This window comes from Martinezella lusitana (genome assembly GCF_010668395.1).
GTDB lineage: Bacteria > Pseudomonadota > Alphaproteobacteria > Rhizobiales > Rhizobiaceae > Rhizobium > Rhizobium lusitanum_A.
In genome coordinates, this window is the sequence record NZ_WUEY01000006.1 from 194,037 (window position 1) to 217,964 (window position 23,928).

Sequence of the window (23,928 nt, forward strand, 5' to 3'; positions counted from 1 at the left end):
TGCGGGAAATCCGAGGCTGCCCGATGTCCAGGAGGCATCGTGCGCAATCCAGCCTCGCGAAAGTTGATTGGCATAATCTTAGGGCTGGGATTTCTACGCGGGGGCAATCGCGCGTTCAGAATATTGCCAAGAACGTCGGTGCTCGGCGGACACGAAGGTCGGTCGTGTCGTCCGTCAGGTCGAGACAAAGAACCATTCGTCTCTTTTACGGTAGCAGAAGATGCATCAGAAGAAAAAGCTGGCCATAATCATCGAAGTCGACAGTTTCATCGGCGACATAATTCAACATCTGTCGAAGACCTACGAAGTCCTGGCGATCCAGCCGAAGACCTACAAGGAAATCGAGACGGCTGCGGAATGGGCCGACATCGTCTGGTTCGAATTCTGCAACGAGCTCTTCGTGCATGCGATCAACCAGAACCTCCGGCGGCGCGGCAAGCGTGTCATTGCCCGCTGGCATCGCTTCGAGATCGTGGAATCGAATTTCCCGGCTCGCATCGACTTCGGCGCGATCGACGACCTGATTCTGGTATCCCATGACATGTTGCGCGTCCTGAAGCTGCGCGCGCCGCAGATCACCCAGAAGACGCGCACCCACGTCATCTGGAACGGCCTCAACCTCGACAGGTTCAAGCCGATCCCCTCGCTCGACAAGAAGAAGATCGCGTGGGCCGCCAAGCCTTTCATGCGCAAGAACCAGCCTCTGTTCCTGCAGATCATGCATTCGCTGGTGAAACGGGATCCTTCCTACACGCTGCATGTCGCCGGCGAGCAGGAAGAATTCGTCATGATGCCTTACCTGAAGCGCACGACGGAAAAGCTCGGCCTTACCCGCAATGTCTTCTTCCACGGCTGGCAGCGGAACATGCCGGCATTCCTGGCCGACAAGGGAGTGCTTCTGTCGACGTCGGTGCACGAGAGCTTCGGCTACAACATCGCAGAGGCCATGGCCGTCGGCGCGCTGCCCGTCGTTCACGACTATCCCGGCGCGGAAGAATTCTGGCCGGACGAGATCCGCTTCTCGTCGGTGGATGAAGCCGTCGAAAAGATCATCAGCGGCCAGACCCATCAATGGACGCAATATGTCCACGAAAAATTCCCGCTCGCCAAGCAACTGCGCGAGCTCGATATCGTCATGGGCGACCGGATACCGGAAGTGGCGAAACCGCTGAATCTGGCGTCGCTGGAGCAGCAGGCCGCGGGGCACCTCAAGCGGCCGGTCCCGCTTTGGCTACAGCAGCCGGCGCCCGCGCAGCAGGTGCAGCAGCCCGCGGCCATTCCGCAGGTCATATCGGTCCAGCAGATTCGCGACGCCATGCCGGCCGTCGAGATGGCGATGCAGCCGATGCAGCAGCCATATCTGATACAGCCGAAGCCCGCCGCCATGCCGGCTGTGGAACGGGTCGCCCCGGTAGCCGCCCTGCAACCAGCGCAAAAGGCAATCGAAGCTGTTCCCGCATTCAGCCCCATCAACCATCAGGAAGAGCGCCATCGCGACGGCAGCCATTCGGCAGACGGCTCCCACGATCTCCTCGCCAGATACAAGGGCCAGTTCCTGAATTCCTTCGCCCGTAAGAAGCAGCTGTCCTCCATGGCGGAACTGGGCTGCGGTGACGGCAATCAGCTGAAATACTTCTCTTTCGATCGCTATACGAGCTTCGACGCCTCAAAGGCCACGATCGAACGCACGCAGGCGACGCATAGGGATAAGGCGAACTACGAGTTCATCTGGCTGGGCAACCAATCCCTGGATTGGGAGATGCATGAGGACGCCTATGATTGCGCCTTCTCGCTCGACCTGCTCCATCGCCTCACGGACGACAACGGCTACATCAGCTACCTCGACCAGCTCTTTTCGCTCTCCCAGCGCTATGTCGTTATCTACGCCGCCGACTTCGAAGGCCCGGACATCCGCGGCGCGGCGGATGTCCGGCATCGCAAGTTCACGGCCGATATCGCCAGCAGATTCCCGCAATGGACATTGCTGAAGCTGTTCGAGAACCCTCACAAGTTCAAGGAATCGACCGAGGCGGATTTCGCGATCTACACGCGCGACGAATTCGAAGATGCGTCGGATCTGAACGAGCTCAAGAACGTCCGATAGAATAGATCCGGAAAAGAAGAAGGGCGCAGCCGGCAAGACCGCTGCGCCCTTCTTTTATTGACGAGCGCTCCTTCAAGCGCGGTCGATATTAGCCGGCTAACTCGGCCCGGACTATCTCGGCGTTGTGCCGAGCACCAGATGCGGCACCTGCTTCAGCCTGAGCGCTATGTCTGCGGTCTCGAAGGATTGTGTCCGGACATTCTCATAGTCCAGCTGGCCGTATCCTTCGTAGCATTGCTTCACCAGCGCGAAGAAACGGTCTCTGAGTTCGAACGGCAATTGCGGGCAGATCCAATCGAGCAAATCGAACTTGCTGCGAAGGAACCACTGGTAATAGGCTGTCTTCATCTGCGGCAGGCGGGCAAACAGCGCCTCCACCTCGGCAAACGCCTTGAAAACCTCGAACCGCTTTTCCGTGAAGACATTGGTGAGCTGCGCCCCGTCCTGGTAGACGCGGTGGCCGATGAGATAACGGTTCATCATGCCGATTTTCCGCGCATGCATATAGATATGCCAATGCGCGTAGATATCGTTGTGAACGCGCGTCTCGGAGAAGCGCAGGCCGGTATCGCGGCAAAGCCTGGCGCTGACGATCTTGTTCCAAGGAAAGTTCACGGTGAAGAGCAGTCGCCCGCACTGGTCGAGCGTGAAGACACGGATGTCGGTATCGCCGACGAGCTCCTGCCAGGCATCGTTGTCGATCGGCAACATCGGGTCGAGACGGCCGCTCTTGTCGGTGACATAGCGATAGCGAAACACCATCACGTCACAACCGCTGGCTTCCATATGATACACGACTTCATCGATCGAACGATGCGCGAGCATGTCGTCGGCGTCGAGAAAATAGTAGTAGTCGCCACGGGCGGCCGCCATGCCGGCATTCCGGCTGTATCCGGCCCCGCCATTTTGCGGATTGCGCAGCAACCGCACGCGGTCGTCGCGCTGAGCATGTCGCTCGACGATCATCGAGGTCGCATCGCGGGACATGTCGTCGACGACGATCACCTCCAGGACGTCCCGGTTCTCAAGAACCGCCGCAATCGTTTCGCCGATGGACTCCTGCGCGTTGTAGGCGGGGATGATGACACTGACTTTGCTCACAAGGTCTCCTGATAATGCCATGGATACCGAATCTCTGGGTGCCGGTCATACCATGTGCTTCTTGCCGTCCGGCCTTTTCCAGGGGAAGCGGCCCCGGAGCCGGTACGCCCTCGCCTGGATACGCAGGATGGCGCCTCCGGAAACATAGGGGGTGGAACTTGCACTGAACTGGAGCACGGGGATCCCACGGCAAGACAAGCAGGTTGGGCTCTCCAGCCCCGCGAAAGCAATCCGGCTTATGCAGGGATCAAAGTCGGCGCACGGAATCGCGCCGATGCACTGTGGAGAAATAGATGTCTTCTGCCCAAGCCCCTGTTCTTTCGATCTGCGTTCCGACCTATAACCGTCAGTTCATGCTCGAGCGGAACATCAATTTCCACTTGGAGGAATTTCGCCGGCTGGGTCTCCCCTTCGAAATCGTCATCGTCGACGACTGCTCGACAGACAGCACCGCCGCCTATATCCAGTCGATCTCGCATAATCCGGAAATCAGCGCCTATCGCCGCGCAAGCAATTCCGGTTTCATCAGCAATTACGCTTTCGCCATGCAGAGAGCCCGCGGCCACTACGCGGTCTTTCTCGGCGACGACGATCTCCTGATTCCGGAAAAGGTGGTCGAGTATCTCCGTATCATGGTGGACGACAAGAACATCGGCATGATCCAGGCGCCGTGGCTCCTGGTCGATGGCCGGCCGGGCGGCGGCGATATGCAGCCTTTCTATCACCTCTCCTATCCGACGCGTCTTTCAAAGGGCGATTTCCGCTCGATGCTCGAATTCATTCTCGATCGCCATATCTTCCCCGAATTCATGATTATCCGGCGCGACGTTCTGACGAAGTCGATTTCCAGCCCCACGCCCTTTATCTTCTGGGCATTCCTTTACACGACCCGCGCCTTGGACAAGGCCGACGTGCTGTTCATGCCGGAGCCATTCGCTCGCGTGACCGCCGTTTCCGACGATCCGCGCCTGCAGCAGGGCAACAAGGAATGCATGTTCCAGTGGGATACCTACAGGGGCGGCCTCGAATATCTGGCCTCGCAGGCGCTCCGCGACAACAGGTATCCGCCGGACTATCGCGGATCGCTGATGCCGCGCATCACCGAGTTCATGCTGCAGCGTCAGGCCGTGGCCATGCGCTTGCATGTCAATGCGCAGAACTGGGTCGAAGCCTATATCATGTATCACCGCATGGCGGCCTACCTGCCGACACCGCTGCCTCAGGAATCCTACGATCAGATCCGCAAGCTGGCGGGTATCGCGACCGCGGCAACGGAGGCGATCGCTTTCAACGGCGAGCCGGTCATTCTCGAGCCGATTATCGACGACGGCACAATCAATCTTCTCTCTCCGTCGATCCGGCAGCATCTTACGAGAGAAGCGCCTCAGACCGGCGGTTACGGCAGCAAACCGAGGGCATACCTCCGCTTCACCGAGGATTTTCCGGCCAATCCTGGCCCGAAGGACGGCCTGTTCAACATTCTCAGCTACATCGACCAGTTCGTCTGAGATTCTGCGGATAGCTGAACCGCTGCTACAGGGCTCCGCCGCGCAAAAGCGCAGCGGAGCCTTTGACGTTACGGGCTCGTTCAACCCGGCAGCATTTCCGTCACGGCAATGATGGGGCCGAGCGGAAACAGACCGTCGCGCCTTCGCCATTCGGGAATGTCGAGGCTGGAGATGCTGCCGTCCAGAAACAGCGCGTTCCCGCATTGGAGGTCGTCGCGGAAAAGGGTCGCAAAATCATGGAAGCGCACCGCCCCATCGGAAATGGCGAAAACGACTTTGCCGTCAGCGGCAACCCCGACGCCGTTTCTGACCTTCAGGCTGGTGCTGTCGGCCAGAAATGACGGATGAAGCTTGCCGTTGACGACAAGCATGGGGCCGGATTGGGTTGCGTAGAACGGCTTGATGCCGGAAGCGGCGAAGGCCTTGCTTTCCATGATCCCGGCCTTGCCCGATCCGAGATAGAACACCCCGTTCGGCAACAGGTGGAAATTGCCCCATCCCCTGTTGGTATTGATCGCCTTCAGTTCACGCCCGTTTTCGACGAAGAGGCCGACAGGAGATTGGTCGTCGAGATACATGCCGCCGTTCATGGCAAAGCGCACGTAGATGCGATCCTGGTGCAGGTCGTTCTCCAGGGCCCGAAACGAACCATAGGGCTTGCCGCTGCGGTCGTTCTGGAAAATCTGGATATCCTCTGCAGCCGGATCGAAGGTGCACACCGTATAGCCGTCGCCCAGATGCTGGACCTTGCGGCAGGCTTCGCCGGCCGATGCGGCGGCCGCATAGCCAAGAACGGCAAGGATGACCATCAATCGAATCAAACGCATAGCTCCGCATGAACACCACAGGCTCCAGAACACATCGCAATGCGGCGAAACAAGGAGCGCTTTGAAACTAAAGGTGAAGTGCCGCCATGTGGAATGCAAGCTGCGCGGCGGGATAGCGATAGTCGGCCCCGATCGGACAGGCGTTGCGCGCAAGACAACCGGCTGTCACGCACCCTGCCCGCCCGTCCTGCGTCCGCAAATGCGAGCGGCAGCTTTGAACGTCGAATGCCGCCGCCGTGACGGCATCGGCCGGACAGGCCGCAAGACAGGGTTTCCGCGCACACCGATCGCATGGGCTCGCGGAAAGGTCCCGTATCTCGGCGTTCTCCAACGCTTCGGCAAATCCCAAAGCACCGCGATAGCCGTGCCACAGGCCATATTCCGGATGGATCAATATGCCGAGCGGCGATGCCTTCAACCCCTCGGCCTGCATGGCCCATCGCTGGAACGGCTGCCAGGGAGGATCCGAAGGGAAATAGGCCGTCGCCCCCAGGTTCTCCGCGACCGGCCGGATGATCACCTTCGACCAGTCGTCGAGGGGGTCTTGGCGCAGCCTGTTGTCCGGCATATCCCGCCAGGCCGAAAATGCCGGCCAGATCGAACCACCGATATTGCCGAGCAGGACGACGCTGCGGGCGCTTGTGCCATCCGTCAGCAACGGTCCCTCGCCTTGGCCGAAAGACAGGTTGCCACGAACGAAAACTCCGTGGACGCCGAGCGCCGCACGGAGCTGTTCGAATAGTTCAGGGCCGCGGCTCACCGCGGCCCCTTATATTGATAGTGCGGCCGCCAGACCTCCTTCTGGATCAGATCGGCAACGCGTGTCGCTCCGCCTTGCTCCCTGGCGGCCTCGGGCTCTCTTCAGGTGAAGGCGTCCGGCATCGAGTCCTTGCGCTTCTGGATATAGGCAAGCAACGCCTCGTCGACAGCCGGATCGAGCGGCGGCGCTTCGTAGTGGTCGAGCCAGGAGCGGCAAAGCGCATTGGCGCGATCCTCGATGCGCTTCTGGCCCTCGATCTCCCACTGCTCGAAGGAATTGTTGTCGGCAAGCGCCGAGCGATAGAAGGCGGATTGGAAGTTGGCCTGCGTGTGGCCGCAGCCGAGGTAATGGCTTCCGGGTCCGACCTCGCGGATGGCATCCAGCGCCTGGCCGTTGTCGGACAGATCGATGCCTTCGGCCATCTTCTGCATCATGCCCAGCTGATCCTGATCGATCATGAACTTTTCGTAGGAGGAGACGAGACCGCCTTCCAGCCACCCTGCCGCATGAAGCACGAAATTCGTGCCGGCCAGCAGCGTCATGTTCAACGTATTGGCCGATTCATGCGCAGCCTGCGCATCCGGCACCTTCGAGGCGCACAGCGAACCGCCGGTACGGAACGGCAGGCCGAGACGGCGGGCGAGCTGCGCCGCGCCATAGGAGACCAGCGACGGTTCCGGCGTGCCGAAGGTCGGCGCACCCGACTGCATCGAGATGGATGCGGCAAAGGTGCCGAACAGCACAGGCGAGCCCTTGCGGATCAGCTGCGTGAAGGAAGCGCCCGCCAGCACCTCGGCCAGGATCTGCGTCAGCGTACCGGCAACCGTCACGGGGCTCATCGCGCCGGAAAGGATGAAGGGCGAAACGACCGATGCCTGATTGTGCTTCGCATAGACCTTCAGGGCGCCGAGCATGGTCTCGTCGAACACCATCGGCGAATTGGCGTTGATGAGGTTCAGCGTCACGCAATTGTTCTCGACGAAATCGTCGCCGAACACGATTTTCGCCATCGCAATCGTGTCTTCGGCGCGTTCCGGCGCCGTGACCGAACCCATGAACGGCTTGTCGGAATATTTGATATGGCTGTAGATCATGTCGAGGTGGCGCTTGTTCACCGGAATGTCGACCGGCTCGCAAACCGTGCCGCCGGACGAATGCATCGACGGCGCCATATAGGCGAGCTTCACGAAATTGCGGAAATCCTCGATCGTCGCATAACGGCGGTTGCCGTCGAGATCACGCACGAAGGGCGGGCCGTAGACGGGAGCGAAGATCGTCGCCTTCCCGCCGACATGGGCATTGCGGGCGCTGTTGCGCGCATGCCAGGTAAATTCCTTCGGCGCCGTCTTCAGGAGTTCGCGGCAAAGCCCCTTCGGGAAGTGAACGCGCTGGCCGCGCACATCGGCTCCGGCTTCCTTCCACAAGGCCAGAGCCTCCGCATCGTCGCGAAACTCTATGCCGATCTCCTCCAGCACCGTATCGGCGTTGCGTTCGATAAGTGCCAGACCCTCTTCATCCAGCACTTCGTAGACGCCGATCTTGCGGACGATATAGGGAAGCGAAGGGCCAGCTCCGCCGCCGGTGCGCGACGCGCGCCGTGCGGCGGCACCCCTGCCCTCGCTGCGCGAACGCCGTCCACCGCCTTCATTGCCTGCAGCCGGTTGCTCAATCATATCGTCCATGGTGTTTCCTCACTCTTGCGCATGGAAGCGTCTATCATGACCCTATGCTACCCGATTCCGCCAGACGGACGTTCCTTAATGCGCCAGCAACTAGCATAGGACAGACATCGGCGCGCCAATAACGACTGTTCTCCATTCGTCGCGATTGATCCGCGCGACGTCGCTTTCGAAAAGAGTTTTGGCAGACTTCGGGTCTATCGATAATAGCGACAGTGTTTTATACAAGCCTCTGATGCATTGCACGAAAACGGGATGGAGCGCATGTCTGACGACGAAATCATTCTCGCGGAACTTTCTGATGAGGAACTTGTGCAGCAGATGCATGACGACCTCTACGACGGGTTGAAGGAGGAGATCGAGGAAGCAACGCAGATCCTTCTCGATCGCGGCTGGACACCCTACGATGTTCTGACGCAGGCGCTTGTCGAAGGCATGCGCATCGTTGGCATCGATTTCCGCGACGGCATTCTGTTCGTTCCGGAAGTCCTGCTTTCCGCCAATGCGATGAAGGCCGGGATGTTCATCCTGCGGCCGCTGCTGGCGCAGACCGGTGCGCCGAAACTCGGCAAGATGGTGATCGGCACCGTCAAGGGCGATATCCACGACATCGGCAAGAATCTCGTCGGCATGATGATGGAGGGCGCCGGTTTCGACGTCATCGACCTAGGCATCAACAATCCGGTCGAAAACTATCTCGACGCCATTGAACGCGAACAGCCCGATATTCTCGGCATGTCCGCCCTGTTGACGACGACGATGCCCTATATGAAGGTCGTCATCGACACGTTGAAGGAAAAAGGCCTGCGCGACGACTATGTCGTTCTCGTCGGCGGCGCACCGTTGAACGAAGAATTCGGCAAGGCGGTGGGCGCGGATGCCTATTGCCGCGACGCTGCTGTCGCGGTCGAGACCGCGAAGGAATTTATGAAGCGCAAGCATAACAGCCTGGCTGCAGGCGCCTGATTACGGCAACCTTGTACCGGCGGCAACCGAAGGGGTTGTCGCCGGCCCATCGGCATCCCAAATCAGTTATTGAGCAGCTTTCTTGACGGTGTGACCGGCATCCTCGGTTGCGTTCACTGCATTTGCAGTGTCTTTGCCGACGCCGCGAATGGTATTCGCGCATGAAGCAAGGACCATGAGGACTGCGCAGGCGGTGGCAATTTTGCTGAGTGTCGGTGCAGTCATGATTGGGAACCCTCTCTGAATGGATATCGATAGACAAAAGCCGGAGGCAACTCCTCCGCGTGGTAAACGCACGACAGAGAAAAAAGTTCATGTGATCGCGTGCGGCGCAATCGCGCGCGAAATACTGGCGCTCACCAGAATAAACAGGCTCGATCACATCGATCTGCACTGTCTTCCCGCGATCTACCATTCCTATCCGCAGAAGATCGCTCCGGCTCTGGAACAGGCCATTGCGGATGCCCGCACGCGCGGCTTCGAGAAGATTTTCATCGGCTATGCGGATTGCGGCACGGGAGGGGATATCGACAGGATCTGCGAGCGCGAGAAGATCGAACGGCTTTCCGGCCCGCACTGTTATTCCTTCTTTACGGGCAATGAGGCTTTCGCGGCGCGCGACGACGACATCACCTCGTTTTTCCTGACAGACTTTCTGGCCCGTCAGTTCGAAGCCTTCGTCATCGTTCCGCTCGGTCTGGATCGTCATCCGGAACTGCGCGACATGTATTTCGGCAACTACCGCAAGGTGGTCTACCTCTCGCAGGAGGAAGATCCCGTCCTGCAGGCAAAGGCCAAGGAAGCGGCCGCCTATCTCGGCCTGGACTACGAATATCGCTACACCGGTTACGGCGATCTCGCCCGCGAATTGCCGACCGTCTGATTGCGACGCACATGTCGCTTTTTCGCCTTCCTATTCTTTACCGGGACCGACATGCTGGACGAGTCACGGACATTCAACCACAGTTCGAACTCGGCCGTTTCAAAGGATAATGTGCGCTGAGGATGCTTGAAGGCGAGGTTTTCATGTCGCGTCGCTTTTCGGCATGTGCCGCGTCGTGGCGAGCGCAGTCCGATGGTCGGCCGGCGTGCATTCTTGCGTGAAGAGGAGATTATGTGCATGGCGGATCGCATTGTCGTCTACTGGCGGGACATCCCGGCCCAGGTGATTATCAAAAAGGGCAGGCAGACGGCAAAACGCGAGCTTTCGCTGCGCTTTACCGAGGCAATCGACATGTGCGCCATGCGCACGGGTGCGGCGGAAACGGATGACTATCTCGCCGAATGGCGCAAGGCGGACCCCGTGCCGGTCTCCGACGATCTCGAAGCCGAAGCAGACAAGGCCGCGGGCGAACTCGAGGCCGCCTATGATCGCGAACGGCTGGTGGCGCTGGTGAAGGCCGGAGGCCGCGACAATGGCTGACGCCCTTCCGAAGCCAGGCAACGCCGCGGCGGGAGCGAAGGCTGCGAGCGGCGCCTATACGCCGGCCGGCGTCTCTCCCAATCGCCGCGCCCGGCGCAAATACACGGTCCGTCTCTGGGCCGTGCGTCACTCACGCTTCCTCGAGTGGTTCTATCGCCGCTTTGCCGACGCCTTCCTCGTGCTTCATCCATTGTGGAAGGCATTCGGCTACGAGCGTGTGGAGCGCCCGATCACCTTCATCGAACGCAACGTGAAGGGCTTTCTGTTCGATTGCCGCATGTGCGGCCAGTGTGCGCTGTCTTCGACGGGCATGTCCTGCCCGATGAACTGTCCCAAGCAGTTGCGCAATGGGCCATGCGGCGGCGTCCGCGCCAACGGCAACTGCGAGGTGGAGCCCGACATGCCCTGCGTCTGGGTGCAGGCCTGGAACGGCTCGAGAAACATGACCCAGGGCGACGCGATCCTGAAGGTGCAGAAGCCCGTGAACCAGTCGTTGCGCGAAACCTCCTCCTGGCTTCGTGTCACGGCGGAAGCGGCAGCGGCCCGCGAAGCGGCGAAAAAGGAAGCCTGAGCGATGGCGCACATCGATGAAAATCCGCTTGGCGTGCATCTGCCGCTCGATCCCCTGCCCGGCCATTATTCACTCGGACGGCTGGAGCGTGTGCTTCGCCGCGGCGAATTCGCCGTGACCGCCGAGCTGAACCCGCCCGACAGCGCCAATGCCGAAGACGTCTACGAGCGTGCCGCCATCTTCGAAGGCTGGGTGGACGGGATCAACGCCGTCGATGCCTCCGGCGCCAACTGCCATATGTCCTCGGTCGGAATCTGCGCCTTGCTGACGCGCATGGGCTACGCGCCCATCATGCAGATTGCCTGCCGCGACAAGAACCGCATCGCCATTCAGGGCGATGTGCTGGGCGCCGCCGCCATGGGTGTGTGCAACATCATGTGCCTGACCGGTGACGGCGTGCAGGCCGGCGACCAGCCGGGCGCCAAGCCGGTCTTCGATCTCGATTGCATGTCGCTGCTGGAGACCGTGCGCGTCATGCGCGACAACGCGAAATTCCTGTCCGGCCGCAAGCTGACCTCCCCACCGAAAGTCTTTCTCGGTGCCGCCATCAACCCCTTCGCGCCGCCTTACGACTTCCGCCCCTATCGGCTGGCGAAGAAGATCGAGGCCGGGGCACAGTTCGTCCAGAGCCAGTATTGCTACGACGTGCCGATGTTCCGCGACTATATGAAGAAAGTGCGCGACCTCGGCCTGACCGAGAAATGCTTCATTCTCGTCGGTGTCGGACCGCTCGCATCGGCAAAGACCGCCCGCTGGATGCGCTCCAACGTGCCCGGCGTCCACATTCCCGATGCCGTCATCAAACGCATCGAGGGCGCGCAGGATCAGAAGAAGGAAGGCAAGCAGCTCTGCATCGACATCATCAACGAGGTGAAGGAGATCGAGGGTGTTTCCGGCGTTCACGTCATGGCCTACCGCCAGGAAGAATATGTCGCCGAAATGGTGCATGATTCCGGCGTGCTGAAGGGCCGCCAGCCGTGGAAGCGCGAGGCGAGCCGCACCGACGCCCTGGTTGCCGAGCGACTGCACCAGATCAGCGAAGGCAGGGAAGAAAACCAGCAGGCAATGGCGGAAATTGCGGCCCATCATACGCCCCAGCAGGCACATTGATTTCAACAGACCACAACAGGCCGGCGCAGCAGCCGAGCGGCTTGTAACCCAAATCAGGGCACGATAGACCAGCTATCGGGCCAACCGACCAGAGGATCTGACATGACGCGTACCATCGTTGCCTCCGCCACTCGCGAGATCGTCATCGGTTTCGACCAGCCCTTCTGCGTGATCGGCGAGCGCATCAACCCGACGGGGCGCAAGAAGCTTGCCGCCGAGATGATCGAAGGCAATTTCGACACCGTCATCAAGGATGCGCTGGAACAGGTGGCCGCCGGCGCGACCATGCTCGACGTCAACGCCGGCGTCACCTCGGTCAACCCGAACGAAACGGAACCGGGGCTTCTGGTAAGGACGCTGGAGATCGTGCAAGGGCTGGTCGACGTACCGCTCTCGATCGACAGTTCGGTCACCGCGGCCATCGAGGCCGCGCTGAAGGTCGCCAAGGGCCGGCCGCTGGTCAATTCGGTGACAGGCGAAGAGGAAAAGCTCGAAGCCATCCTACCGCTGGTCAAGAAATACGACGTGCCCGTCGTCGCGATCTCCAATGACGAAACCGGGATTTCCATGGACCCGGACGTGCGCTTCGCCGTCGCCAAGAAGATCGTCGAGCGCGCCATGGACCACGGCATCAAGCCCGAGGATATCGTCGTCGATCCGCTCGTCATGCCGATCGGCGCGCTGGGCGACGCCGGCCGCCAGGTTTTCGCGCTGCTGCATCGCCTGCGCAACGAACTCAAGGTCAACACCACCTGCGGCCTGTCCAACATCTCCTTCGGCCTGCCGCATCGCCATGGCATCAATGCCGGCTTCATTCCGATGGTCATCGGCGCCGGCATGACGTCGGCCATCATGAACCCCTGCCGTCCGCAGGAAATGGAGGCGGTGCGCGCCGCCAACGTGCTGAACGGCACGGATGCCAATTGCACCAACTGGATCATGACCTATCGCGACTACAAGCCGGCGGAAGGCGGGCCGGCAACGCAGGCGACCGCTGCTCCTTCGGCGGGCGGCGGACGTCGTGGCGGCCGTGCGGCGCGCGCCGGCGCCGGCGCGACGAGGGAATAGCGATGACCTACCCAAGCCGGAAGCTTTCCGACGACCTTGCCACTTTATGGATCCAGGCACCCATGGTCATGGGTATGCGCCTGTCGCAAATGTGGATGACGGCTCTGACGGGCGGCCGCGTGAACACGACCGAATTCAACCGAATGATCACCGAAAAAGTGGCCGCCGCCGGGGAAAGCTTCATCGCCGCGAACATGGCGATGGCCGAGCAGAATATCGCGGCAATGACAGCCATGGCGACCGGACGAAACCCCTCCTCGCATCGGGCGGCGGATTCCATCGCCCAGGCAGCCGTCAAACCTTATAGCAAGCGCGTTCGCTCGAACGTGCGCCGCCTTAGCAAACAGAAAGACTGATCCGTGGCTCAAGCCGGCGACAGCGCGAATCCACTCGTCCTTTTCATGCCCTCCGGCAAGCGCGGCCGTTTCCCGGTGGGAATGCCCGTGCTCGAGGCCGCTCGGCAGCTCGGCGTCTATGTCGAAAGCGTCTGCGGCGGCCGCGCGACTTGCGGACGTTGCCAGGTCTCGGTGCAGGAAGGCAATTTCGCCAAGCACAAGATCGTTTCGTCCAACGACCATCTCTCGCCGATCGGCCCGAAGGAGCGCCGCTACGCCGAGGTGCGTGACCTGCCCGAGGGGCGCCGCCTCTCGTGCTCGGCCCTGATCCAGGGCGATCTCGTCATCGACGTGCCGCAGGATACCGTCATCAATGCCCAGGTGGTGCGAAAGGCGGCCGACGAGCGCGTCATCGCCCGCGATCCGGCCGTGCACATGTGCTATGTGGAGGTCGAAGAGCCCGATATGCACAAGCCGCTCGGCGATCTGGACCGCCTGAAGGCGGCAATCGCGGCGGATTGGAAATACGACAATCTCGAGGTGGATTTTCACCTCATTCCACAGGTGCAGTCGATCCTGCGCAAGGGCGAATGGAAGGTGACGGCAGCCATTCATCGCGACCAGGACAACGAGCGTCCTCGCCTGATCGCGCTCTATCCGGGCCTGAAGAACGAGGCTTACGGCATCGCCTGCGATATCGGCTCGACGACGATCGCCATGCATCTTTCATCGCTGCTGTCGGGCAGAACCGTCGCATCGGCCGGCGCCTCGAACCCGCAGATCCGATTCGGCGAGGATCTGATGAGCCGCGTCTCCTACGTGATGATGAATCCCGACGGCCGCGAAGCGATGACCAACGCGGTCCGCGAAGCGCTCAACGGCTTGATCGACAAGGTCTGCGCCGATGGCGGCGTCTCGCGCGAGGATATTCTGAACGCCGTCTTCGTCGGCAACCCGATCATGCACCACCTCTTCCTCGGCATCGACCCGACCGAGCTTGGCGGCGCCCCCTTCGCGCTCGCCGTCTCGGGTGCGGTGCATCTGAAATCGGCGGAAATCGGCCTGCCGATGAATGCCGGCACGCGCGTCTACATGCTGCCCTGCATCGCCGGCCACGTCGGCGCCGATGCCGCTGCCGCCACGCTTGCCGAGGGGCCGCATCGACAGGATGAGATGATGCTGCTGGTCGACATCGGCACCAATGCCGAGATCGTGCTCGGCAATCGCCAGCGCGTCGTCGCAGCCTCCTCGCCGACCGGTCCCGCCTTCGAAGGCGCTGAAATCTCCAGCGGCCAGCGCGCGGCACCCGGCGCGATCGAGCGCGTTCGCATCGATCCTGTCACGCTGGAGCCGCGCTACCGCGTGATCGGCATCGAAGCGTGGTCGGATGAGCCGGGCTTCGAGGAAGACGCCGCCAAGGTTGGCGTGACGGGCATCTGCGGCTCGGCCATCATCGAGGTCGTGGCCGAAATGTTCCTGACCGGCATCATCTCGGAAGACGGCGTGGTCGACGGCTCGATGGCGGCGCGTTCGCCGCGCATCCTGCAGAACGGCCGCACCTATTCCTATCTTCTGCGCGACGGCGAACCGCGCATCACGGTGACCCAGAACGATATCCGCGCCATCCAGCTTGCCAAGGCCGCGCTCTATGCGGGCGTCAAGCTGCTGATGGACAAGCAGGGTATCGATCATGTCGACCGCATCGGCCTTGCCGGCGCATTCGGCACCTTCATCGACCCGAAATACGCCATGGTGCTCGGCCTCATTCCCGATTGCACGCTCGACAAGGTGAAGGCCGTCGGCAACGCCGCCGGCACCGGTGCGCGCATGGCGCTTCTCAACCGCGGCCATCGCCGCGAGATCGAGGAAACCGTCAGCAAAATCGAGAAGATAGAGACGGCGCTTGAATCAAAGTTTCAGGAGCATTTCGTCTACGCCATGGCTCTGCCGAACAAGGTGGACAGCTTCCCGGAACTCTCCAAGGTCGTGACCCTGCCGGAGCGCAAACAGATCCCCGACGAGACAGGAGAAGGCGGCGGCCGCAGGCGTCGCCGCAGCCGCGAATAAGATGCAAATGGCCGCGGTTCACGCGGCCATTTTGCGCCCGATCTCGACAAAGGCCTGACGAATGCTGTCGGCCACCGCCTTCATCGGCCCGGTCATTTGCGACGCCGTCAAAAGGCGAATGTCGAAGGACGTCAGTTCCGGCAGCCCTTCGCTCGGTCCGAGGATCTCCATATCCTCGGTGACGTAGGACCGCGGAAACGGTGCGATGGCCAGATCGGAAACGACCGCGGCACGTTGCGCCATTGTGTGGGCGCTGAGATAGGAGACGCGATACGGACGTTTCTGCCGCTCCAGCTGCGCCATGGCCTCCGACCGCCAGATACAGCCTTCCTCCCAAATGGAGATCGGCAAGGGATCGCGCCGATAGGCGGTGCCGCACTTGGCGCCGGCCCAGACGAGACGCTCCGTGTAGATCACTTCGCCGTTCGTCGGGAACGGCCGCGTCGCGCAGTTGATCAGCGCCAGGTCCAGTCGCTGTTCCTCGATGCGCTTCTTCAGCTGTATGCTCATATCGACCGTCACATCGACCATGATGCCCGGATAGCTTTCGGAAAAGCTCTTGAGAATGCTCGGCAACAGCCGCTCGCCTATATCGTCGGGCGCACCCAAACGGACGACGCCGCTGAGTTCGGGCATGATGAAGCGCGATACGGCCTCGTTGGACAACGCCAGAATGTTGCGGGCATAAGAAAGCAGCATCTCTCCGTGCTGCGTAAGGCTCACGGAGCGGGCATCACGCAGAAACAGCATCACGCCCAGCTGCTCTTCCAGCTTCTTGATCTGCATCGAAACGGCGGATGGCGTGCGGAACACGGCGTCGGCGGCGGTGGAGAAATTTCCCGTCTCGGCAATGGCGACGAAAGTGCGCAGAACTTCATTGTCAAGCAACGGTATGGGCCGGCGGAACGGAACGGTCATATCGATCACCTTTCAATTTTTCTGATGATAAGCACCATATCATTTCATTTGTCTGAATGTCAACGAAGCCCCATATTAGTTGTCATGGAAATTCACGCGGACAGCCGCAAAGGAGCAAAATCATGGCTGGCACGGCATTGGGCGAGGCATCCCGCCTTTATACCCTTCTTCAGGTTCGGAAGATTCAACGGACGGCACAACACACGCTTGACGAGATCGCGACACGCTTTCCCGCCCATCTGATCGATGACGTCAATGCGCGCGGCCTGCCGCCGGACAGAACACTGACCCCTCTCGAACGAAAGTCCGGCCAGATACTTTCGTTCAAAAATACTAATGGCAATCATAAGATCTATTCGTTTGATTGATGAATTCGCTCGATCCATATTGAGGCGTCGATGGACGTCGGATTTCGAGCGATCGACATGGAAAGGAACCCGGAAATGACCACGATCAGTTACAGACATCCAAGCACCATGGGGACCTCGCTTCCCTCCAGTGGTGGCTATATGCCTCTCTTCTCCCGCATTGCCCGTCGCTGGCAGCAATGGCGTTCGCTCCGCGAACTTGAGTCTCTGTCCGACGACATGCGCAAGGACCTGGGCTGGCCGGCCGCAAGCGATGGCAAGAATTCGCAGGCGATGCGATGACTGCAGGAAGCCATAAACACTGAAGGCGGCGCTCAACCCAAGAGAGTGTCGCCTTTTGAACATTTAGCATCCAGACGCGCATTCAGACTTAATCTTGAGAATTACCCCCATATATATTTAGTTGTCCGGGCATATTGCTTGCCTCCCCTCTGCCTCCCTCCTCCAGCGTCGCATTTTTCATAGCAAGCGCAAATATCTCTTTGCGGCCGCGATTATCCATGCCAATGTCGCTAATAGACCATCGAGCCGACGTATTTGACGCAAGGAATACGTAACGGCCTGGAGCATGGGATTTTCACAATATGAGCAAGACCCCGATCAAGACGCGTTCCCTGGTTTTCTTTCTCGTTCCGCATTTTACCATGCTGCCGTTTTCCGCCGCGATTGAAACGCTGCGGATTGCCAATCGCATGCTGGGCTACCCCGCCTATACATGGCGGCTTGCCTCCAGCGACGGTCAGAAGGTCTATTCTTCCAGCGGCATCGGATTGGAGGTCAACTCCTCCCTCACGGACGAGCGCCGCTATCTCGGCGGCGAGAACCGCCCGAACATGGTGCTGGTCTGTTCCGGCATCTATGTCGAGGAGTTCCACAACAAATCGGTCAATGCCTGGCTGCGCGAGACATACAATCGCGGCGTTGCCGTCGGCAGCCTCTGTACGGGCGCCCATGTGCTTGCCCAGGCAGGCCTGCTGAACGGCAAGCGCTGTGCGATCCATTGGGAGAACCTTCCGGGCTTCTCGGAGACCTTCCCTCAGGCGGAAGTCTATGCCGACCTCTACGAAGTCGACAGCAATATCTACACCTGCGCCGGCGGCACGGCTTCGCTCGACATGATGCTGAATCTTATCGGCCAGGATTTTGGCGAAAACCTCGTCAACCGCGTCTGCGAGCAGCAGCTGACCGATCGCGTCCGCAGCCCGCACGATCGCCAGCGCCTGCCGCTGCGCGCGCGCCTCGGCGTGCAGAACGCCAAGGTACTGTCGATCATCGAGCTGATGGAGAGCAACCTCGCCGAGCCGCTGTCGCTTCTGGAAATCGCCGACGATGCCGGCCTGTCGCGCCGCCAGATCGAGCGTCTCTTCCGGCAGGAAATGGGCCGCTCTCCGGCCCGCTACTATCTCGAAATCCGGCTGGATCGCGCCCGGCACCTGCTCGTGCAGTCCTCCATGCCCGTGGTCGAAGTGGCGGTCGCCTGCGGCTTCGTATCCGCCTCGCACTTTTCCAAGTGTTATCGCGAACTCTACAATCGCTCGCCACAGCAGGAGCGCGCAGAGCGCAAGCTGACCATGTCGACGAACCGCACCGGTATCGTCGTCTGAGAGTGTCGAAAATCAAGGCAATGGGATCGATGAAGGCGGCCTACTCGGCCGCCTCTTCCGTCATTTTGAAGTCGGAATAGACCTGATTGCGGCCATTGTGCTTGGCCATGTAGAGAAACTGATCCGCAGCATTGAGATAGTTGTCGAAGGATTCGTATCCGACGATCTCGGCCACGCCGATGGAAACGGTCACAGACAGCTCTTCGTCATCTGCGTGAACCTTCAGATCCGCAATACTGAGGCGAACCTCGTCGCATAGCGCGGTTGCAGCGCGGGAATTCATTTCCGTAAACAGAATGGCAAACTCCTCGCCGCCGAGGCGGGAGAGCAGATTGTCGGTGCCGTCAAGCAATTCGTGAAGCCTGCCGGCAACGGCCTTCAGCACCTGGTCCCCGATCTCGTGACCATAGGTGTCGTTCAGATGCTTGAAGCGGTCGATATCGAGAATCGCGACCGAGCTCGGACGCTGACGGCGCAGGCACTCGTTCACCAGGCGCGGGCCGTGATCGTAGAAATAGCGCCTGTTGTAGAGGCCGGTCAGATAGTCGCTCGCCGCCGCCGCGCGCAACTGCTTCAGCTGCGACAACGTCTCCACATTCAATGCGATGCGGCACTGCAGCTCCTCCGGAACGAAGGGGCGATAGATGAAGTCGCTCGCGCCCGCCTTCAGAAATGTCGCAGATAGCAAACGATCGTTGGAAGACGAAATGCCGATGATCCGCATCCGGTCCGACCCGTAGCGATGGCGAATGCGACGGGTCAGCTCATGGCCGTTCATGTCGGGCATGTTGTAGTCGGTGACGACGACTTCGATATCGTCGAAGGTTTCGAGCATCGCCAAAGCTTCGACGCCCGTGCCGGCTTCGGCGACCTTGAACTGCTGAGCGTGAAGCAGATCCGTCAGCATCGCCCGGGCGGACGGCACATCATCCACAACCAGAACGCGCGTCGAACGGTTGGCGATGGCGCGCCTGAGGGACGAGACCAGATTGTCGAGCGCGAACTCGCCATCCTTGAGCACATAGTCGACCACGCTGCGCTCCATGATGCGGTTGCGCGTCGTCATATCGAAAGATGCGGTGAAAACGATGGTGGGAATATTATGGGCAACGGCCACGTCCAGGGCCTCGCCATGAGCGGCATCGGGAAGATTGAGGTCGATGACCGCCATGGTGAAGTCGCGGCCCGTATCGGCCAGCGCTTCGTTCAACATCTTCAACGATGAGCAATGGACCACGGCGAGCCCGAGCTCAGTTTCAAACCGATGCGACAGCACAGCTGAAAACATGCGGGAATCCTCGACCAGAAGTATCTTCTGGTTGCCATTGCGGTGGCCGATGCCGCCGCTGAGGTATCCCACCTGCCGTACCATTTCCCTTCAATTCCTCCCGCATCCCCGGATGCATGAATATTCAGTCAATCGCTACTCTGGCTAAGCCGCCTTCTCCGTTATCCTGAACAGGATTCGTGAAAAATTGGAACCACAGATTGCGGAGATTTACATAAAAATGATTTCTCCTCACTTTTTCAGAGCCGCTCTTGCCAGGTATTTCAATGCCTAGGCGGTTTCTTCGACCTTACGAGCGACCTGTATCTGCAGCAGGGTGTCCAGATTTTGATTCACGCGGCAGTAGAATTCCTCATCGATAAACGGCCGCAAGATGAAGTCATTGCCGCCCGCCTTGAGGAAACGGGCCGAAAGCAGCCGGTTGTTGGATGAGGAAACACCGATGATGCGCAGCTCGTGCGAGCCGGTGGTGGAACGGATGCGTCGCGTCAGATCGAAACCGTCCATGTCGGGCATGTTGTAGTCCGTCACCATGAGACCGATATCCGGATTGGCCTTCAGGACCTCCAGCGCCTTGGCACCGCTCTCCGCGACGCTGACACGGAAGTTGTAGCGCTTCAGCCGGCTGGACAACAGGGCGCGCGCCGTCGCGCTATCGTCGACGATGAGGACATGATGACGGTGGTTGGTAAGGAAGCGGCAGATCGACTCCGCCAGCATGTCGACCGCGAACACATTGTCCTTGAGAATGTAGTCCACGACATCCTTGGCGATCAGTTCATCGCGGGTGCCTTCCAGGAAGGTGCCGGTGAAGGCGATCGTGGGAATGCTGAGATCGAGCAGGTAGGTCAGGGCCTCGCCCTTTTCCGCACCGGGCAGGTTCATATTCGAGATTGCCAGCTTGATCGGCTCCGACGACTTGTCGTAGGCGAGCTGCAGCTCCTCGAAGGTGCGGCAAATCTCGACGTCGATATCCAGGAGCTCCTTCATCCGGGCTCGGATCATCGACGTAAAAAGATTGGAATCCTCGACGAGCAGAATGCGCGGTCCGGCAAGCGACGCACCGGAATATTGCATTCCAGAAACACCCAGAAATGGCATAATGAAAACCTGCTTTTGAAATATCGTCCCCTCTGTACCGTTCTAGGACAAAGCCTTTGCGGATGTGTTAAGCCGACTGGTTTCCCGGAAATGAAGAAACAGCGGTCTTTGCCGCAGCTTGGCAGGCGTGCACCGCACTTCCGCGCTCGTGAACCGGTATCGGTGGTCAAAATTGACAGTGGGAATCCGAACCCGACAGGCCGGACGAGAGGCACGAGCCCCGGCCATCTCCGTTCGAAATGGTCACACAGGCGCTTCTGTCGGCCACCCGATCATTGCGCTACCGTCCTGCCACGGCGGCGGCCGGCGCCTTTCGCCTCAGGTGCATTCTCTTCCGCCGGCAGGGCCAGGCGTTCCGCGATGTGATTGTCCGCCTCCGGGCCGTCGGCAGAATCCGTCAGCTCATTGGCGGCAACCTCCGCCTGACCATTCTTCCTGCCGTCGCGAATGATATGCAGTTCCTGATGCGGATAGGGAATGGAAATCCCCTCCTCCTTGAACCGCTTCAGGATTTCGATGCGCAGATTGTTGCGGATCTCCATGCCGTCGGAAAGATCCGACAGGTAGAAGCGCATTTCGAAGTCGAGCGACGACGGACCGAAACGCAGGAATTCCACATGCGGCTCGGGATTTCTGAGAACCTTCGGGATCCCGCGCACCAGTTCCAGCAGAATATCCATGACCCTGCGCGGATCGGCGTCATAGCTGACGGATACCGGAATTTCCGAGCGGGCGAGCCTGTTGCGATGCGTCCAGTTGCCGACCGAAGCGTTGATGAGTTCGGAATTCGGCACGATGATCGACTGCTTGCGGAAGGTCTCGATCTCGGTGGCGCGCACGGAAATGCGCTTGACGATCCCCTCCGATGTGCCCGACACGATCCAGTCGCCGACCTTGAACGGCCGCTCCACCAACAGGATCAGGCCGGATACGAAGTTCGACACGATGTTCTGCAGGCCGAAACCGATACCGACCGACAGGGCGCTGGCGACGAGCGCCAGACTCGACAAGTCGATGCCGGCGGCCGAGATGGAGATGATCGCCGCGACCGCGATGCCGAGATAGCCGATACCCGTCTTCACCGAGTTTCGGACGCCGAGATCCACCTGCCCGCGCGCCATGACATTGCTGTCGAGCCAGCGCTGGAACCAGCGCGTGACAAGATAGCCGCCGGCGAAGAGCAGGATGCCGACGCAGATACCGAGCAGCGAGATCGATATGTTGCCGATGCGGATTTCGGTAAACAGCTTGTAGGCGAAGAGTTCCAGATCCTGGATGTGGAAACCCCAGGACAGCAGGATCAAGGGAATGCCCGTCAGCAACGCGACGGCATAGGTCGCAAGCCCGGCAGCAAGGCCCGCCTGGTCGAGCGCCACTTCGCCGAGCGTCAGGCGGTTCTCCAGAAAGCGGCCTATGATCGTTTCGGCAAAGACCCCCTGCTTGGACACGGCCTTGCCGAGCTGGAAGCCGAGATACATGGTCGCGATGACGGCGCTCGTCACGATCAGCTGCGTCGCCATGAACCGGGCCAGGCCGACATAGCCGATGAACGAAGTGAAGATCACCAATATGCCGAGAACGCGCAGGATGATCGCCATGCCGTGCGGCCAGCGGCGGCCGGGCGCATCCGGATCGCCATTCTTGGCAAGCATCGGCGAACCGAAGGACGCCGCAATGAGAATAAGGCCGATCAGCAGCGCCGCGAGAAAGCTCTTCGCCACGGTGACGACGACAGGCGAGCCCATGGACTCGCTGATGCGATCGAAGACATAATCCAGGCCGTTGACCACGGCCATGGCCTGCAGGCACCAGGTCAGCGAATGCGCGCCCTTGTTCGACAGCTTGACGAGGCGCCAATGCGGCCGGAACGGCGCAAAGACGGCATTGCTCAAGCGACCGACGAAATAGACGAGGCCGATGAAGCCGAATATCGCCGCCAGGATCGGCGCGATATCCGGCCGCAGCACGTTGAAATTCGAGAGGAAGAAGAAGGATGTGACCAGGAAGGCCGCCAGCGACAGCGTGCGGATCAGGGTCGACCAGAAGGCGACTGAGAGCCGGCTGATATAGGGTGGGTTCTCGATCGTTTCGTCCTGCACGTAGTAACGGCGGAACAGCCGATATCCCCCGGACAGGAACAGCAACGCCGCGCCGATCGACAGGCAGACCGCGGCAAGGAACGAGGCAAGCTTTGCCTTCAGCACGAAGCCGATCCAGCTCGTCACCGCATCGCTGAACTTTATGCCCTCGTCGACGAGGGCTGCTCCAGCATCGCCAAATGTCGTCGCGGAAATATCCGTCCGCTTGAACAGCGTCTCCGCAAACAGCTTCCGGCGCATCTCCATCAATTGCATCGAAAGCCGGTTGGTCTCCGCCGTCAGGTTGTCGGCGTCGAGGATGACGGCGCTGATCTGCGAGCGCTCGGCGTTCAGCCTGTCGCGTTCCTGGGTAACGATCGGAGCTTCCGGCGGCTGCCCCTCCTTGGGGGCGGCGCCGAGCTGGGTCAGGCGGGTGTCGATCTCGGCGGTGCGGGGCTTCAGGCGTGCCGAAATTGCCGTGACGGAGCGGTTGAGATCATCAACCTGGCCGGATAGCGCCACCAGCGTTTCATCATCCATTTCCGACTGCTTGGCGCCGTCCTGGATCGCCGCGAAGGCCCTCTTCGCCTTGGCGAGATCGGCGACGGCGGCCTCGAGCAGTCCGTTGGCCAGCTGCGCAGGCTGTTGTTGATCCGTTTGCTGCGACGGTTGAGCCGGTTGCTGATCCTGCGCAAAGGCATACCCTCCGGCCGGCGGGACGGCAGCCGCAATGAAGCCCAGTCCCAGCAGCAAAAGGGGCAGCAGAAACAGACGGAATTTCAGCGGGCGCAAGCAGAGCTCCTCGTCACACATGGGTCGCAGGCAGTGGATGACCGAAATCGCCGCAGAGAATGGAGAGCCGAGTCGTCCAGTATTGTGATTGCGAATTTCATAGTCTTTACGCATACGGCTTGTAAGACAAAGAAAGGCGACACAAAGGCATTTCACGCCTTTATCCGGTCCCGAACCCTAGCCGGAGCCGGATATAGCCCACCTCATCTTGAAGACGACGTGCCAGACTGATCATTGCCCGCCCGGAAATAGGCCAGAGA

At 60.3% G+C, this 23,928-nt stretch carries 22 protein-coding genes; 13 read left to right on the plus strand and 9 right to left on the minus strand.

The window, feature by feature from the left end; all coding sequences use genetic code 11:
• Positions 1–220 precede the first annotated feature (220 nt).
• Entirely contained in the window at positions 221–2,104 is a 1,884-nt protein-coding gene (locus tag GR212_RS16135) for a glycosyltransferase (protein WP_163987586.1), read from the plus strand.
• A 111-nt stretch (positions 2,105–2,215) separates the two neighbouring features.
• On the opposite strand, the gene GR212_RS16140 is transcribed toward GR212_RS16135, so the two are convergent.
• Positions 2,216–3,205, minus strand: coding sequence for a glycosyltransferase (locus tag GR212_RS16140; protein WP_163987587.1), 990 nt, complete (start codon positions 3,203–3,205; stop codon positions 2,216–2,218).
• Between the two features lie 293 nt (positions 3,206–3,498).
• Between GR212_RS16140 and GR212_RS16145 the strand changes: the two genes are divergently transcribed.
• Positions 3,499–4,713, plus strand: coding sequence for a glycosyltransferase family 2 protein (locus GR212_RS16145; RefSeq protein WP_163987588.1), 1,215 nt, complete (start codon positions 3,499–3,501; stop codon positions 4,711–4,713).
• An 80-nt stretch (positions 4,714–4,793) separates the two neighbouring features.
• Here the strand turns inward: GR212_RS16145 and GR212_RS16150 are convergent, their stop codons facing one another.
• The 3 genes from GR212_RS16150 to GR212_RS16160 form a co-directional block, all read right to left on the minus strand.
• Positions 4,794–5,540 (minus strand): phosphodiester glycosidase family protein, encoded by a 747-nt coding sequence (locus GR212_RS16150; RefSeq protein ID WP_246725783.1) that lies wholly within the window; start codon positions 5,538–5,540, stop codon positions 4,794–4,796.
• 67 nt (positions 5,541–5,607) lie between these two features.
• Complete coding sequence (locus GR212_RS16155) at positions 5,608–6,300, minus strand: 4Fe-4S dicluster domain-containing protein (RefSeq protein ID WP_163987589.1); 693 nt, start codon at positions 6,298–6,300, stop codon at positions 5,608–5,610.
• Between the two features lie 101 nt (positions 6,301–6,401).
• The gene (locus GR212_RS16160) at positions 6,402–7,982 is read right to left on the minus strand and encodes a trimethylamine methyltransferase family protein (protein WP_163987590.1); all 1,581 of its coding nucleotides are present in this window, start codon (positions 7,980–7,982) and stop codon (positions 6,402–6,404) included.
• Between the two features lie 261 nt (positions 7,983–8,243).
• Here GR212_RS16160 and GR212_RS16165 point away from each other — a divergent pair, with 261 nt between their 5' ends.
• Positions 8,244–8,945 carry a corrinoid protein gene (locus tag GR212_RS16165; RefSeq protein WP_163987591.1) on the plus strand — a complete coding sequence of 234 codons (702 nt, stop codon included), beginning with the start codon at positions 8,244–8,246 and terminating at the stop codon, positions 8,943–8,945.
• Positions 8,946–9,011: 66 nt separating this feature from the next.
• Here GR212_RS16165 and GR212_RS16170 read toward each other — a convergent pair whose 3' ends face one another.
• On the minus strand, positions 9,012–9,170 hold the full coding sequence (locus GR212_RS16170) for an entericidin (protein WP_163987592.1): 159 nt from the start codon (positions 9,168–9,170) through the stop codon (positions 9,012–9,014).
• A gap of 19 nt (positions 9,171–9,189) precedes the next feature.
• On the opposite strand from GR212_RS16170, the gene GR212_RS16175 reads away from it, so the two are divergent.
• From GR212_RS16175 to GR212_RS16205, 7 genes are all read left to right on the plus strand, one after another.
• Positions 9,190–9,828 (plus strand): DUF1638 domain-containing protein, encoded by a 639-nt coding sequence (locus GR212_RS16175; protein ID WP_163987593.1) that lies wholly within the window; start codon positions 9,190–9,192, stop codon positions 9,826–9,828.
• A gap of 237 nt (positions 9,829–10,065) precedes the next feature.
• On the plus strand, positions 10,066–10,368 hold the full coding sequence (locus GR212_RS16180; RefSeq protein WP_069613169.1) for a virulence factor: 303 nt from the start codon (positions 10,066–10,068) through the stop codon (positions 10,366–10,368).
• The gene (locus GR212_RS16185) at positions 10,361–10,939 is read left to right on the plus strand and encodes a methylenetetrahydrofolate reductase C-terminal domain-containing protein (RefSeq protein ID WP_163987594.1); all 579 of its coding nucleotides are present in this window, start codon (positions 10,361–10,363) and stop codon (positions 10,937–10,939) included. The genes GR212_RS16180 and GR212_RS16185 overlap by 8 nt, the downstream gene beginning before the upstream one ends.
• 3 nt (positions 10,940–10,942) lie before the next feature.
• Positions 10,943–12,049 carry a methylenetetrahydrofolate reductase gene (locus GR212_RS16190; protein WP_163987595.1) on the plus strand — a complete coding sequence of 369 codons (1,107 nt, stop codon included), beginning with the start codon at positions 10,943–10,945 and terminating at the stop codon, positions 12,047–12,049.
• A gap of 102 nt (positions 12,050–12,151) precedes the next feature.
• Entirely contained in the window at positions 12,152–13,117 is a 966-nt protein-coding gene (locus GR212_RS16195) for a methyltetrahydrofolate cobalamin methyltransferase (RefSeq protein ID WP_163987596.1), read from the plus strand.
• A gap of 2 nt (positions 13,118–13,119) precedes the next feature.
• The gene (locus tag GR212_RS16200; protein WP_163987597.1) at positions 13,120–13,473 is read left to right on the plus strand and encodes a hypothetical protein; all 354 of its coding nucleotides are present in this window, start codon (positions 13,120–13,122) and stop codon (positions 13,471–13,473) included.
• Positions 13,474–13,518: 45 nt separating this feature from the next.
• Positions 13,519–15,519, plus strand: coding sequence for an ASKHA domain-containing protein (locus GR212_RS16205; RefSeq protein ID WP_163987754.1), 2,001 nt, complete (start codon positions 13,519–13,521; stop codon positions 15,517–15,519).
• 18 nt (positions 15,520–15,537) lie between these two features.
• Here GR212_RS16205 and GR212_RS16210 read toward each other — a convergent pair whose 3' ends face one another.
• Positions 15,538–16,437, minus strand: coding sequence for a LysR family transcriptional regulator (locus tag GR212_RS16210; protein ID WP_163987598.1), 900 nt, complete (start codon positions 16,435–16,437; stop codon positions 15,538–15,540).
• A 122-nt stretch (positions 16,438–16,559) separates the two neighbouring features.
• On the opposite strand from GR212_RS16210, the gene GR212_RS16215 reads away from it, so the two are divergent.
• From GR212_RS16215 to GR212_RS16225, 3 genes are all read left to right on the plus strand, one after another.
• Positions 16,560–16,805, plus strand: coding sequence for a hypothetical protein (locus tag GR212_RS16215; protein WP_163987599.1), 246 nt, complete (start codon positions 16,560–16,562; stop codon positions 16,803–16,805).
• A 75-nt stretch (positions 16,806–16,880) separates the two neighbouring features.
• Positions 16,881–17,087 carry a DUF1127 domain-containing protein gene (locus GR212_RS16220; RefSeq protein ID WP_163987600.1) on the plus strand — a complete coding sequence of 69 codons (207 nt, stop codon included), beginning with the start codon at positions 16,881–16,883 and terminating at the stop codon, positions 17,085–17,087.
• Between the two features lie 302 nt (positions 17,088–17,389).
• Positions 17,390–18,409 (plus strand): GlxA family transcriptional regulator, encoded by a 1,020-nt coding sequence (locus GR212_RS16225; protein WP_163987601.1) that lies wholly within the window; start codon positions 17,390–17,392, stop codon positions 18,407–18,409.
• A gap of 40 nt (positions 18,410–18,449) precedes the next feature.
• Here GR212_RS16225 and GR212_RS16230 read toward each other — a convergent pair whose 3' ends face one another.
• From GR212_RS16230 to GR212_RS16240, 3 genes are all read right to left on the minus strand, one after another.
• Complete coding sequence (locus GR212_RS16230) at positions 18,450–19,781, minus strand: diguanylate cyclase (protein ID WP_163987602.1); 1,332 nt, start codon at positions 19,779–19,781, stop codon at positions 18,450–18,452.
• Positions 19,782–19,967: 186 nt separating this feature from the next.
• Complete coding sequence (locus GR212_RS16235; RefSeq protein ID WP_163987603.1) at positions 19,968–20,798, minus strand: response regulator; 831 nt, start codon at positions 20,796–20,798, stop codon at positions 19,968–19,970.
• 272 nt (positions 20,799–21,070) lie between these two features.
• Positions 21,071–23,668, minus strand: a complete 2,598-nt coding sequence (locus GR212_RS16240; RefSeq protein ID WP_163987604.1) for a mechanosensitive ion channel family protein — start codon at positions 23,666–23,668, stop codon at positions 21,071–21,073.
• Positions 23,669–23,928: the final 260 nt, after the last annotated feature.

Coding starts and splice junctions, on each gene's coding strand:
- GR212_RS16230 (WP_163987602.1), bottom strand. CDS start 19,781: ATGGTACGGCAGGTGGGATACCTCAGCGGCGGCATCGGCCACCGCAAT.
- GR212_RS16160 (WP_163987590.1), bottom strand. CDS start 7,982: ATGGACGATATGATTGAGCAACCGGCTGCAGGCAATGAAGGCGGTGGA.
- GR212_RS16175 (WP_163987593.1), top strand. CDS start 9,190: ATGGATATCGATAGACAAAAGCCGGAGGCAACTCCTCCGCGTGGTAAA.
- GR212_RS16235 (WP_163987603.1), bottom strand. CDS start 20,798: ATGCCATTTCTGGGTGTTTCTGGAATGCAATATTCCGGTGCGTCGCTT.
- GR212_RS16225 (WP_163987601.1), top strand. CDS start 17,390: ATGAGCAAGACCCCGATCAAGACGCGTTCCCTGGTTTTCTTTCTCGTT.
- GR212_RS16210 (WP_163987598.1), bottom strand. CDS start 16,437: ATGACCGTTCCGTTCCGCCGGCCCATACCGTTGCTTGACAATGAAGTT.
- GR212_RS16195 (WP_163987596.1), top strand. CDS start 12,152: ATGACGCGTACCATCGTTGCCTCCGCCACTCGCGAGATCGTCATCGGT.
- GR212_RS16220 (WP_163987600.1), top strand. CDS start 16,881: ATGACCACGATCAGTTACAGACATCCAAGCACCATGGGGACCTCGCTT.
- GR212_RS16170 (WP_163987592.1), bottom strand. CDS start 9,170: ATGACTGCACCGACACTCAGCAAAATTGCCACCGCCTGCGCAGTCCTC.
- GR212_RS16180 (WP_069613169.1), top strand. CDS start 10,066: ATGGCGGATCGCATTGTCGTCTACTGGCGGGACATCCCGGCCCAGGTG.
- GR212_RS16145 (WP_163987588.1), top strand. CDS start 3,499: ATGTCTTCTGCCCAAGCCCCTGTTCTTTCGATCTGCGTTCCGACCTAT.
- GR212_RS16215 (WP_163987599.1), top strand. CDS start 16,560: ATGGCTGGCACGGCATTGGGCGAGGCATCCCGCCTTTATACCCTTCTT.
- GR212_RS16200 (WP_163987597.1), top strand. CDS start 13,120: ATGACCTACCCAAGCCGGAAGCTTTCCGACGACCTTGCCACTTTATGG.
- GR212_RS16150 (WP_246725783.1), bottom strand. CDS start 5,540: ATGCGTTTGATTCGATTGATGGTCATCCTTGCCGTTCTTGGCTATGCG.
- GR212_RS16165 (WP_163987591.1), top strand. CDS start 8,244: ATGTCTGACGACGAAATCATTCTCGCGGAACTTTCTGATGAGGAACTT.
- GR212_RS16205 (WP_163987754.1), top strand. CDS start 13,519: ATGCCCTCCGGCAAGCGCGGCCGTTTCCCGGTGGGAATGCCCGTGCTC.
- GR212_RS16190 (WP_163987595.1), top strand. CDS start 10,943: ATGGCGCACATCGATGAAAATCCGCTTGGCGTGCATCTGCCGCTCGAT.
- GR212_RS16135 (WP_163987586.1), top strand. CDS start 221: ATGCATCAGAAGAAAAAGCTGGCCATAATCATCGAAGTCGACAGTTTC.
- GR212_RS16185 (WP_163987594.1), top strand. CDS start 10,361: ATGGCTGACGCCCTTCCGAAGCCAGGCAACGCCGCGGCGGGAGCGAAG.